The sequence below is a fragment of the Marinobacter sp. L-46 genome, from assembly GCF_056859535.1.
Map to the genome: position 1 here is coordinate 1 of NZ_JBSXOP010000069.1, position 12,411 is coordinate 12,411.

Genomic DNA, 12,411 nt, shown 5'->3' on the forward strand with positions numbered 1-12,411 from the left:
AAACGCTGGAAGCGAATCAAGGGGTTTGACCAACTGAAGCTGGTCGTGGACAACGTGCAGTTTCAGGATGGAATACAGGTGGAAGATCAATCTGGCAGGAACGCTGCCTGATGGTCATACACCAGATTTGACAATAACTCCACATTTGTTGGCCTGCAGCAGCCCCGATGTATCCAGGGTGCCACCATGGTTTTCATAGCCAAACGCCAGCGTCCGGTCGGGCCCGAGATCGAGAGGACGGCAGAGTCCCAGCAAGGCCTCTGGGCGCATATGGCACACGAACACTCTGAGTTTTGTATCGTGAGGAAACAGCTCGGCCCTGTAAGAACTACCAGACTGACGCCCTGACTCGATTGGATCCCGGGGACTCCGGAATCGACCGGGCTCGAGAAGGCAGACCACACCACTCGAAAGCCCTCTCTGAGCCAGCGCTTCGGCAACCTCAAGGCAAACCCGGAGTTGATAGGCGCCGACAGCGATCAACTGCACATCACCGGCTTCACCAAGAGCGATGGCACCATCCCGGAGCAATTGCACAGCCTGACGGCCGTCAAAAACGGCAGGCAGTTTTGCCTTGGGAACCGTCATGGCCCAGAACTGCCCCTGGGTTCGAAAACACTCGTTAAGGCACGCCACAGCACTATTGCAGTCGGGAGGATAGACAACGCGGGCAGTGTCGCGCAAAAATAATTTCCTGCCGAAGAGCGCCAATCATTTTCATGGCAAACGCTTCGTAGGACACCACCAGATTCATACCTCCCTTATTACCCAGAGCGGCGCTGACAACGGCCTCCTCATTCAGGGCTGTGATTACCGAGCCGTGAAGGGATTCCGCAAGGCCGGGCTCGGGCGTCAGGGTGCGATGCTTCAGAAGGTCAAGCGACTGGTTCATCTGATTACTACGCAATTCATCCGGGTTCCCCAGGCGAATACGAAGCGCCGGGTTGGCCTTTACAAGGGCAACAAACTGCCGATCAATCGCAACCATGGGCGACTCTGATACCGCCGTTTGCAACCAGACCGGTTCGGGTACAGTTTGCAGCTTGACGTCACGACAACTCAGCGGATGATCCTTTTCCGCAGGCCGATCGTCTGCCCGGTGAGTTGCCAGCACGTCGCGGGCGCCGTGAAACTCGATCTCGGGCACAAACAAACGGGCAATGGATTCGTTAAAGTGCCTGCGCGAGACCTCATCAAATCTCGGTATTGCCGGAAGCGGGGTACCATGCGCCGCGTTTGAGCCAGCACCATAGAAACCATAGCCTTTGACCGTCTCGGCAATCAGATAGGGGAGCTTTACAGGGTCGCGGCCATCAATGAGTATGGGGTAAAAACCATTGAGCTCCAGGTGCTGCCGGAACCAGTCCGTGCCTCCTTGCAGAAAGATGGTTGACCGTTGATCAATGCGGCGCCCGTTAGCAATCATCACCGGGGTCACCAGGCCACAGTCCTCGGCTCGCCACCAGCGGCTTGCCCAGTCGCTGCCCCGCTGCTCCTCAAATGCCCCATCACTGAGAAACGCGACCAGACGCTCCGCCGGCAGTGTGGGGGTTGACGTGACTGCCCAGGGGAACCCCCGGTGTGCCATCCGGAGTGACGGCGTAGCTGTAAAAGTCACTCACCAGCCGGGACAGCCCCACCTCGTCGAGCGTGTAAATGGAATAGCCGTTCATGATCTCTCCCTGATAACTCTACTGACGTTAATGGTGGCCTATTAGAAATCCTCGCCGTAAATATCCGGATTACCCCGGGTATTTGCCCAGTCTCACATCAAAGACGCAAAATGGATTGGTAGCCTGCCACATCCACCTCAAACCGGGTGTTCTGACGCAAGTGATCCTTCATGGCCTCCAGCACATCAGGGTCTCCATGAATCAAGTTGATCGGCGTTTCGGTAGCGACAAACGTCAGGCACTCACCCAACCGATCTCATTGTACCCGGCGTCGAAAGACCCAAAGGGAGAAAATAAACAGCGTGACACCGATTACCAGCAAGGCGAGAGCCTCATCCCAGAGAACCGCCAGGCCGGCGCCTTTGAGGAAAATACCGACGATGATATCCATGTAATAACGCAGTGGACTCAGCAGGGAGAGGCTTTGCAGGAAAGGCGGCATGGCTTCTACCGGCGTCAAACTGCCCGACAGGAACATCAGCGGGAAAAGTCCGAAAAAGGAGAGCAGCAACGCCTGCTGAAGGGTCCGGCTGTAGGCGGCAATCAGTACGCCCAGCGCAATCGCACTGAGCAAAAAGATGGCGGTCAGCACCAGAAATAAAAGCAGACTGCCCTGAAGGGGCACATCAAAGACTCTGACAATCACCAAACTCGGAAAGATGGACAGTACGCCCATGATCAGCGTGGGTGTGACCTTGGCCAGGAACAGTTCCAGGCTGGAAATGGGCGTCACCAGCAGCTGCTCGATAGTGCCTCGCTCCTTTTCCCGGACAATAGAGGCGGCCGGGTGAATAACGCCCACCATCATACCGGCCAGAGCAATCATCGATAACACGATAAAACCCGATGTTGTCAGATCGGGGTTATACCAGATACGGATCAGGGGTACCGCGACCCCCTTCTTCCCGGCAGCAGGGAGCGCTTCGCGCTCCTGGCGCTGGACGATCTGCAGAGCATCATTGACGGCATTGGCGGCAATGTTGGAATTGGTGCCGTCCTGGAGCAACTGGAGCTGAGCACTCTTGCCAGCGAGAAGAGCACCTTCGAACCCGGCGGGAACGACCAACACCATGGTGGCATCGCCTTTCTCCAGGAGGTCAGTGGCGGTTGCCACACGGGTTTCCTGAAATTTCAGGTCGAAGGTTTCGCTCACCGCAAATTTCTGGATCAACGAGCGACTCAAGGCGCTGCGATCCTCGTCCACCACCGCCAGGGGCAGGTGGCTTACATCAAAACTGAGCGCAACGGCACAAATGACGACTTCAATGGTGTAAAGCCAAAGTATCAGGGTCAGTATCAACCGGTCACGAAAGAACTGCACGAGCTCCTTGCGCAACAAACCAAATAAGGCAATTCCCATCAGGCCACCTTCTGCTTCATTCGCCAGGCCGCGAAGACAAATACCAGGACCGTATAGACGATCAACATCATCAGATTTGGCAGAACGGCTTCAAGGCCGGCTGATTTCAGTACGATGCCCCGGGAGATTTCCATAAAATAACCGGCAGGGAAAAGCCAGCTATACAGTTGCAGGGCAAGAGGCATGGTGAACAGAGGGAACAGAAAACCGGAAAACAAAAACGACGGCATCAAGGTGACAATCAGCGTTATCAACATGGCCGCCAACTGGGTACGGACCAGGGATGAGACCAACAGGCCGATACCCACCGTGGTCAGCACATAAACGAAAGCGGACGTCAGCAGCAGTATCGGGCTGCCGGCAATGGGGACCTGAAACCAGGCAAACCCCACCACCATGACCATAAGAATCTCCAGGAAAGCCACCAGACCGTAGGGCACCAGCTTGCCGACAACAAACTCGGTTGAGGTGACCGGCGATGCATAGATCTGCTCAATCGTACCGGTCTCTTTCTCACGCACGATCGCCAGGGCGGTCAGCAGGGGTGGGAACGCCATCAGGATCACGGCAAATAACCCGGGGATGACGAAATTGACGCTGCGCAGGGAGGGATTGAACCAGACCCTGGCCTGGACCCGGACGGCGCTCTGACGCGGGGCGGGGAAATTTGCGATTACCGCCTCGGCATAGGCCGATGCCAATCGACCCAGAACAGGATAGCCGCCGTCCACGATCACCTGGACAGGCGCCTCGTCGCCTCTGAGCAGTTGCCGGGCCAAGCCGGCTGGAATCACCACGCCCATGCTGATGGTCGAGCTTTGCAGTGCCGACTCCAGATCGCGGAGATCGGTCGTTTTCTGCTCTAATTGGAAATACCGCGAGCTGTCGAAACGGGCTGACAGGTCGCGGCTTGCCGGCGTGTTGTCCAGATCGTAAATGCCCACGGCAACCTGTTCCACATCCAGATTGACCGCATAGCCGAACAGAAAAAGCATGATCAGCGGCATGATCACGGCCAACGCAATGGTAACCGGGTCGCGAATCAGCTCGCGACTTTCCTTGACGATGAGGGCTCCAAGCCGATGAGCCTTCATGGTCCCAACGCCCGGGAATTGGCCGTTCCCGCCTGTTCTATGGCCGCCGTGAAGAGCATCTCCACCGTGGCGTCGGCTTCGAGGCCGAGCGAATGATTCAGCGATGATCGGCTACCGTGTGCAAGCAGCCGCCCGTCCTGCATTAACGCCAAACGATCACAATAGGCCGCTTCCTCCAGGTAGTGGGTAGTGACCAGCACGGTCATACCGCTGGCGGCCAGCTCACGGATAACCCGCCAGAAACGGTACCGGGCGACGGGATCGACACCCGAGGTGGGCTCATCAAGGAACAAGACCCGGGGCCGGTGAAGCAGGCTGCAGGCCAGCGCCAGACGCTGGCGCAAGGCACTTGAAAGATCACCGGTGAGCTTGTCGGGAATATCTGTCAGCCCCGTTACTTCCCTGGCCCAGTCGATCGCAGCCCGCGCCGCGCCTCCGGCCAGGCCGTAGGCATTGGCAAAGAAGCGGAGATTCTCCCAGGGGGTCAGTTCCAGATAGAGTGAAAACCGTTGTGACATATAACCAATTTGCCGGCGCAATGCGGTGCTACCCCCGCCGGAGCTCACCCCGGCCACCCGGGCGTTGCCCTCATCGATGGCCACCAGCCCGCACAAGGCCCTGATCAGGGTTGTCTTGCCCGCCCCGTTGGGCCCCAGCAACGCAAGCAGTTCGCCAGATGGCGCCTCGAAACTCACCCGGTCAACGGCCTTGAAATGTCCGAAGCGGACGCTCAGGCCGGTGGCCACCAGCCCTTCCTCTTTTCCCCTGTCTTGCCGGGCCAATTCCGGAAACTGCTGCTCGCCGGCCCTCCTGTCCGTCCGCAGCACAAACAGATCCTCGAGCCGGGGCTCGGCCGCCGCCAGGTGGGTTCCCTCGGGCAATAACTCGGCGAGCTGGTTTTCAGCGATGTCCGCGTTCATCACCAGTCGCAGGTGATCCGGCAACCACTGCACTGAATGGACGCTGTCAATTTGAGCCAGGATGCCGGACAACTCCCGCAAGCCTCGTCCGGTATCTCCAGCATTTACAGTGAACACCCTTCCGGCGGCGGGCCTCAGCAGCTCTTCCAGCGACCCATCCGCAAGAACGCGGCCCTGTTCCAGCAGCAGTATCCTGTCGCAGCGCTCCGCCTCGTCCATGTAGGAGGTAGCCACAACCATGGTCAGGCCCTGCGACCGGAAGCGGTCGAGCATGGTCCAGAGATGGCGCCGGGACAGGGGGTCGACGCCGAGCCCCGGTTCGTCAAGGATCAGCAGCTCCGGTTCATGGACCAGATTGGTACATAGCGACAACTTTTTCTGCATGCCACCGGACAGTTTGGCGGCGGGCCTGTCAGTAAAGCGGCCAAGCCCCGACATGGATAGCAACCTTTCTGAACGCTCCCGATAGAGTTCGTCGGGCACATCCCGGATGCGAGCGGCAAAGCTCAGGTTTTCCTTGACGCTGAGTCGATCGTAAAGCGTAAATCCCTGGGACATATAGCCAATCTGGGCAGCAACCTGCTTGGCCTCACGACGGGTATCGAAGCCCAGGACCCGGCATTCCCCCACAGTGGGGTCCAGGATGCCAGCCAACATCTGTAACAGCGTCGTCTTGCCAGCGCCATCAGCACCGACAATGCCCACTCGTTGGCCGCGATCAACGGAAACATCCAGTGGCTCGATGACAACATTGTCTCCGAATTGGCGGCCAAGGCCTTTGGCGACGATGGGTTCCGGGGAAGACATGACGGCTCAGCGCGCCGGAACCGAGAGGGTCGCTGGCCACTCGGCGTCCGGATCCCAGCGAATCCAGGCATCTGCCGGCATACCCGGTTTCAGAGCATCGGCCGGATTATCCAGCACCAGGGTAACGCCATAGACCATCCGAACTCTCTCGTCGGGCATGTGGACATCGCGGGGGGTGAACTGGGCGAAATCGTCAATCCTGCCGACTTTGGCGGAAAAGTCCCCGGGCAAACCGTCCACGCGGATTCTGGCGGGATCCCCCAAGCTGATCCGGTTGAGGATATCACCGGGGACATAGACCTTGAGTTCGAGCTGCTGCAGATTCACCATCGTGGCCAGCGGCTGGCCGGTATCGACAACCTCTCCCGTCTCCACCGCCCGGATCAGGATGGTTCCGGAGAGCGGCGCGGCAACCTCCGCTTTGTCCAGTTGCGATTCAGCCAGTGCCACCTGCGCCGCCCTTGCAGCCACCTGTTCTTCGGCGGCATCCTTCTGCCGCTGGAGAGACTCAAGTCGGCCCCGGGCCTCACTGACGGCATTTTCCGCCTGATCCAGATCACTCGAGCTGGCCAGATTGCGGGACCGCAAGTCCCGGATCCGCTGCCGTTGTTTCTCGGCATTCTTGAGATGATGACGCCAGGTGGTGATTTGGCTGTCGAAGCCGTCACGGACTTCCCGCGCCGAGGCCAGCTCGGCCTGTGCCGAGCGCAGGCGGTCTCTGGCATCGGCGGGGTCGATCACGGCTACCGTGTCGCCAGCCGAAACCTTGCTGCCTTCCGCGAGATGGTGCTCGATGACCCGACCGGCCACTTCGGACGCGATCCGCACTTCCCGCCCCTCGATATGGCCATTGCCATAGACGATTCCCTGCGGCAAGGGCTCTTCCCCAAACAGAACAAAAACCCCATAAGAACCGCCGGCGAGCACCAACACCGCTATCAGAGACCAGAGCCAGGATTGGGATTTCACCAAACACTCCTTATGACATTACTGTTCAGGTTGGAGCCGGGATCAGGGCCACTGCCTCTCACTCCAGCCAATGAGATCGCCCACTCTAGCACTCGGCAGCCGCCGCGACCAAGGTCGTTGCCGGATCTTAAGCGGCTCATTCAGGTCGCCCTCGAAGATGGCCGTCAGGGCATCGTCAAAGACGCAAAATGGATTGGTAGCTTGCCACCTCCACCTCAAACCGGGTGTTCTGACGCAAGTGATCCTTCATGGCCTCCAGCGCATCAGGGTCTCCATGAATCAAGTTGATCGGCGTTTCGGGGGCCAGGTCACTCTGAGCCAGCCACTGTTCGATCTCTGTGAAATCTCCATGTCCGGAAAGCCCACTCAACACCTCCAGCCGGGCCTTGACCGGAATCCAGTCGCCGTGGATCTTGATCCTTTCCGCTCCATCAACCATTTTGGCGCCTCGTGTCCCCCCTGCCTGATAACCGGCAAAGATAACGGTTGTGCGGTGCTGGCCGAGGAGACGTTTGAAGTGATGAAGAATGCGACCGCCCGTTGCCATACCGCTGCCTGCAATAATTACGTGCGGGTAGGCCTGGTCAGCCAGCGCCTTGGAGTCTTGGACGCTGCGGCTATAGTGAACGGTGCTGCACATTTCATGGCATTCTGAACTGCTCAACCGATGCTGATCTTCGTAGCGGCAGTAAATCTCAGAAACATCAATCGCCATGGGGCTATCCAGATAAACTGGCAACCTTGGAATTCGTCCCGCCTTCATCAGGTCGGTGAGCATATGCTGCAAGACCTGCGCTCTGCCCACGGCAAAGGCCGGAATCAGTATATTGCCCGCTTTGTCGACCGTTTCGTTAACGATGTCCGCCAGTTGTGACAGCAAATCCACGTCTTCGTGGCGACGATCGCCATATGTTGATTCCAGCATCAGCATGTCGAGTGCTGGCAGGGGTGCCGGTGGCCTCATGAAAATATCATTGAGGCGGCCCACATCGCCGGAAAAACCGACGCATTTACCTTCCGCCTCGATGATGACACAGGCCGCCCCGAGAATGTGCCCGACCGGTCGCAGATGAAAGCGTATATCACCGAGCTGGATCACTTGGTGAAAGTCCACCGACTGAAACAGCTCCATGCAGGCTTCTGCATCCTCCTGATCATACAGGGGCTCCGGATTCTCATGCCTGCTCAGCTTATGGCGGCCGAGGTAATGTGCCTCCTCTTCCTGAAGATGGCCGCTATCGGCCAGCAATATGCTGCATAGCTCTCGGGTGGCATGATGGGTATAAACCGCCCCCCGGAAGCCCTGCTTGTACAACACGGGGATGTAGCCTGAATGATCCAGATGGGCATGGGTCAGAAGCACGGCATCCAGCGAGGCAATATCGAGCGGCAACGGTTGCCGGTCACGGTTTCCGTGCCACCCAGAAATGTAATGTTCATCGGCGCTCACCCTCCACCTGATTGAGAAAATGCCTGACCGGCGGCACCAGCAACTCGCTGACATCGATCTCATTGCTGCTGTGTGGAACCGTGTTGGTGGTCACCAGCGTCTGCAGGCCGGTACCCAGAAGGTAGGTGTCCGAGGCCTCCGCAAAAATGCCATGCACCGCCGCACACAGGATGGCCTCCGTGCCTTGCGCCTTAAGTGCCCTGACACACTCGCCAATGGTGCGTCCGCTGGAAATAACGTCATCAATGATGACGGCTTTCCGGCCGTTATACGCCGAGATATCCGGCAAGGTGACTTCAACGCGACGGTCACCCAGACGCTGCTTGGTGCCAATGACATAAGGATGGTTACTGGCCTGCGCGATACTTGATACCCATTGCTCACTTTCCGCGTCCGGACCTACCAGCAACAGACCGTTTTGCCCCCGTAGCCAATCCGCCAGCGCCGGTGCTCCCTGAACAACTTGCGTGGGTATGCTGTAGATTTCGTCAAGAGACTGGTACCTGTGCAAATGTGGATCAACGGTGATCAGCCAGTCGATATGTAAAGACAAAGACTGGGCAAACACCCTGGAAGTGACCGCCTCCCCTTCTTCGAAGCGTCGATCCTGGCGCATATAGCAAAGATAGGGCGCCACCAACCCAATCGACCTGGCACCGAGTTCCCGGAGAGTTTCAAAGAGAAACAGGAGAGCAAGGTATTTGGTGTCTGGATGCGTTAGGTCGGCCAATATTACGCAGTTCGCACCTTTGACTGATGTGAGCACACGTAAGTAGGACTCACCATCAGGGAACCTCCGCACCTCCAAACTTCCCGGCTCCAGATTGAGCCGATCACAAAGTTTTTCCCGTAATGGATGGGGAGCAAGGCTGAACAACACACTTTTTTCAGTAATGCCCACAATCATTCCTCTCGCTTTACAGTGAAGATTGCCGGCCCCATATCGTTAAACGCCAGCGCATAATCCTGCTGCCCCGGACTGTCACTGAGCAATTCATAGAGAGGCTCTCCCTTAGTGACTCTATCCCCAGGCAGAGCCGTTTTGAAGTAGTCGTTCTGCTTTGACCATCCCCTCTTTCACGCCACGACCATCAGCCAGATCGAACAAATGGCCAGCCAGCATGATGGCGCGGCTCCGTAGATCCTCCGGCGCACCCCGCTTTCCCTGCAACACGGCCAAAACATCACGGGCCTCCTCTGTCGGCCCGATCCCTGCACCAACCGGCTTGCTGCCGTCTGTCGCGATGCAGCGTACCTTCAGCCCACAGGCCGCCCCAACGCTTGTGAAAAGAGAGGCCAGCCGGTCGGCATCGCCGGGCGTTCGAACCTTGGCCGTCTCCCCCACCGGAATATCAATCACCGCATGGGTGGAACCGGCAGCAATCTTCTTGGACAGCACCGAGGCCACGAGCTGGCCCTCACCATCAAGGTCCAGCGCTCTCTCGATGCGAATCAACAGGTCATCAGCCGGGCTGAGGTTCATCGCCCCACCCCAGGCGAGACAGGCATCGGTTTCTCTGACCACACGGCGAATCTCGTTCAGCCCAAGCCTCACATTGGTCAGCGCTTCCATGGTGTCCGCTGTTCCCGCCGGTGAGGTGATGGCACGGGAGGAGGTTTTAGGCATTACTAAGCCTGCTGCGCTGACGATCGACACAACCAGCGGCGTGGTCCGGTTGCCCGGCAGGCCTCCAACACAGTGTTTGTCGAACACACGATCCACGCCTGGCCAATCGAGCTGTTGTCCGCAATTCACCATCGCCTGGGTCAAAGCAACAATCTCATCGAAACCTAATCTGCCACCCGCACAAGCGCTCAGGAAACAGGCTATTTCGACATCGCTGTATTTGTGTGCGGAGATATCGGAGACAATGCGGGCCATCTCAGCCGGAAGCAAGCTGTGTCCGAATACTTTCCGACGAACCAGACTCAAGGATTCGATATAGGGCGCATGATGTACTGAAACCAGGTCAGACTGAGCCACCAGGCGAATGTCTGTTCACCGCAATAGTGATAAGGTCAGAACTTGACCTCTCCCCACAACCAGGCCTTGTCCGTATCCACGCCACGACCATCGGCGGCATAGCTGGCGAACTTGGCACCCACCGTGTAGTGCTTGTTGATCGGGTAGACAGCCAGCAGCCCCAGCTCGGAGCCATAGCTCAGGCTATTGATGTCACTGCTGTAGTCATGATAAACGGCCAGCCACTTGACCCCCTTTGCTGAGGCACCCGCCGATACGTATAGATCCTGCAGGCCATCGTCCGGGGTGACCAGGAACTGGTCGGCCCAACCGTTCATCGCGTGAAGCGTCGCCAGAGGCGTCTGGAATGACCGGCCGTCGTCCGACTCCAGAGTCTCCATACCCACCTTAAAGGTCAGGCCGTAGACTGCGAGCCCCACTTCCGCCAGCCAATAAGCGGCCTCAAAGCTTTGCGGGTTGTCTGCATAGTCTTTCTGGATTGCGTACTCCAGGGTGTACAGGACCCTGGCGTCTTCCGATACATCGGTGCCACCTGCGAACCGCAAACCAAAATTCTGGGTTGAGTTGACGTCTGCGTTGGTAAAGTCGAAAAGATAACCGTAAGTGGTCAGGGTTCCGGCAGCCAAGCCATGATACTGTGCGTTGAAAATCGGCGACTGCATTGGGAAATTGCCATTAGGGCTGGCATCCGAGAACACCCGGTTAGCATTGTAAAGATAGCCCGCTGTGATCTTCGTGTCCGGAAGCGACTCGTTGGTGCCGACAAAGGCATCGAAGGTTTGCTCATTCTGGCGCCAGCCAACCGTACCGATAAACCGGTGATTGTCCAGAGCAAAGCGCTGACGGCCGTAGGTCAGGCTGGTATCCGAAAAACCTTTGTAACGCACGTAAATTTGGTTGACTTCGGTTTCCGTCGGATCAGCGACTACTGAGTGATCGGTTATGCCATTGATGGTGCTATTGTAGTTCTCATTCCCCACAGCGGACACATCTTCCGCCTCGGCAAACACCTCAAACCCCTTAAAATCACCAGTCCGGTACCCCAGTCGGGTTCGAACGGTAGAAGCATGGGCTTGATCAAGAGGGTTGTCCTGATCCACAAATTCGTAACGATAACGAACATCCAGGGAAACCGTTCCCCTGGTCAGGGCTTCAGTAAAGCTTTGAGACAGGACAGGCGTCGCGGCAGAAGCCAGAACCGAACCAATGGCCAAGGTCAGCAACGACTTCTGGTTTCTTTGGCCTTTCCTGGCAGGGAACGGCGTTAGCATCGTTTTCATCCTAGTGGTACCTTCTGTGGCCATATAAGGGGTGAATGGAGTCAATGTTTCATTCATGAGTCGATAATTCATTTTAGGGCGCCTATGTCCGTGGCAACCTTGATATCGGTCAGATTGAGCCTGACTCGCACCCTATACACAGCCTAGAGTAAATCTAGTGACCCTCCCCGGCAGCCTCTAGTTTATAAATTACCCGCACACCCTAGGCACTCACAGCATTCTCCAGGGCTGAGAAGGCCGGCGCGCTGGCCACATCAAGCGGTTTCACTCGGCGTCCGGCTTGAACATCGGGCCACGGCGCAGGGTGTTGACGTCATTAGCATCGGCATACCCGCAAGCTATCTGGACAACCCTCTGGGTCGACAAAGGAAAAGCAGGAGTTGACGTTTTTCAGCCTGTAGACACGTTTCCGACCCATAAGGATTAGCAATTGACTTAATAGTTACAAAGCCATAAAGTTTCGCAACATAATGCCAATGATTATCACTTGTACCCAGAAACTTAAATGATAACGGAGAACAACCGTATGTTTAGACCTTCCCAACTATCACTGGCTGTGGCGATCAGCCTCGCCCCAGCCTTGGGCTCTGCCGCTGGCGATGACCAGCCCCAGACCCTTGAAGCCCTGGAAATCATTGGCGATGCGTCCGCAGCCCAGACCTTGCCAGGGTCAGGCTACGTCGTTGGTGAGGAGCAGTTGAAAACCGAGGTTGAGACCGACATCAACCAGGTACTGAAAACCGTCCCGGGCGTCTATGTGCGGGAAGAAGAAGGCCTGGGCCTGCGCCCCAATATCGGCATCCGCGGCGCCACGGCCGAGCGCAGCAGTAATATTACCCTGATGGAAGATGGCATTCTGATCGCACCGGCGCCC

The 12,411-nt window shown here is 57.4% G+C and carries 12 protein-coding genes; 1 reads left to right on the forward strand and 11 read right to left on the reverse strand.

Annotated elements, in window-relative coordinates; all coding sequences use genetic code 11:
• Positions 1–114: 114 nt before the first annotated feature.
• The 11 genes from AC13DJ_RS10770 to AC13DJ_RS10820 form a co-directional block, all read right to left on the reverse strand.
• Positions 115–588 carry a hypothetical protein gene (locus AC13DJ_RS10770; protein WP_482934071.1) on the reverse strand — a complete coding sequence of 158 codons (474 nt, stop codon included), beginning with the start codon at positions 586–588 and terminating at the stop codon, positions 115–117.
• Positions 589–640: 52 nt separating this feature from the next.
• Positions 641–1,438 (reverse strand): hypothetical protein, encoded by a 798-nt coding sequence (locus AC13DJ_RS10775; RefSeq protein WP_482934072.1) that lies wholly within the window; start codon positions 1,436–1,438, stop codon positions 641–643.
• A 70-nt stretch (positions 1,439–1,508) separates the two neighbouring features.
• Positions 1,509–1,673 carry a hypothetical protein gene (locus AC13DJ_RS10780; RefSeq protein WP_482934073.1) on the reverse strand — a complete coding sequence of 55 codons (165 nt, stop codon included), beginning with the start codon at positions 1,671–1,673 and terminating at the stop codon, positions 1,509–1,511.
• A gap of 256 nt (positions 1,674–1,929) precedes the next feature.
• On the reverse strand, positions 1,930–3,033 hold the full coding sequence (locus tag AC13DJ_RS10785; RefSeq protein ID WP_482934074.1) for an ABC transporter permease: 1,104 nt from the start codon (positions 3,031–3,033) through the stop codon (positions 1,930–1,932).
• Complete coding sequence (locus AC13DJ_RS10790; protein ID WP_008172528.1) at positions 3,033–4,127, reverse strand: ABC transporter permease; 1,095 nt, start codon at positions 4,125–4,127, stop codon at positions 3,033–3,035. The genes AC13DJ_RS10785 and AC13DJ_RS10790 overlap by 1 nt, the downstream gene beginning before the upstream one ends.
• Entirely contained in the window at positions 4,124–5,854 is a 1,731-nt protein-coding gene (locus AC13DJ_RS10795) for an ATP-binding cassette domain-containing protein (RefSeq protein ID WP_230714646.1), read from the reverse strand. Before AC13DJ_RS10795 ends, AC13DJ_RS10790 begins: the two co-directional genes overlap by 4 nt.
• 6 nt (positions 5,855–5,860) lie before the next feature.
• Positions 5,861–6,823 (reverse strand): HlyD family secretion protein, encoded by a 963-nt coding sequence (locus tag AC13DJ_RS10800; protein ID WP_482934075.1) that lies wholly within the window; start codon positions 6,821–6,823, stop codon positions 5,861–5,863.
• A 175-nt stretch (positions 6,824–6,998) separates the two neighbouring features.
• Positions 6,999–8,273, reverse strand: coding sequence for an MBL fold metallo-hydrolase RNA specificity domain-containing protein (locus AC13DJ_RS10805; RefSeq protein WP_482934076.1), 1,275 nt, complete (start codon positions 8,271–8,273; stop codon positions 6,999–7,001).
• A complete protein-coding gene (locus tag AC13DJ_RS10810; protein ID WP_273085724.1) occupies positions 8,260–9,180 on the reverse strand; it encodes a ribose-phosphate diphosphokinase in 921 nt (306 codons plus the stop codon). The genes AC13DJ_RS10805 and AC13DJ_RS10810 overlap by 14 nt, the downstream gene beginning before the upstream one ends.
• Before the next feature lie 114 nt (positions 9,181–9,294).
• Entirely contained in the window at positions 9,295–10,257 is a 963-nt protein-coding gene (locus AC13DJ_RS10815) for a thymidine phosphorylase (RefSeq protein WP_482934077.1), read from the reverse strand.
• Between the two features lie 35 nt (positions 10,258–10,292).
• Positions 10,293–11,528, reverse strand: coding sequence for an alginate export family protein (locus tag AC13DJ_RS10820; RefSeq protein ID WP_482934078.1), 1,236 nt, complete (start codon positions 11,526–11,528; stop codon positions 10,293–10,295).
• Between the two features lie 535 nt (positions 11,529–12,063).
• Here AC13DJ_RS10820 and AC13DJ_RS10825 point away from each other — a divergent pair.
• Positions 12,064–12,411: TonB-dependent receptor plug domain-containing protein (locus tag AC13DJ_RS10825; protein WP_482934079.1), on the forward strand; the 348-nt coding region annotated here is incomplete at its 3' end.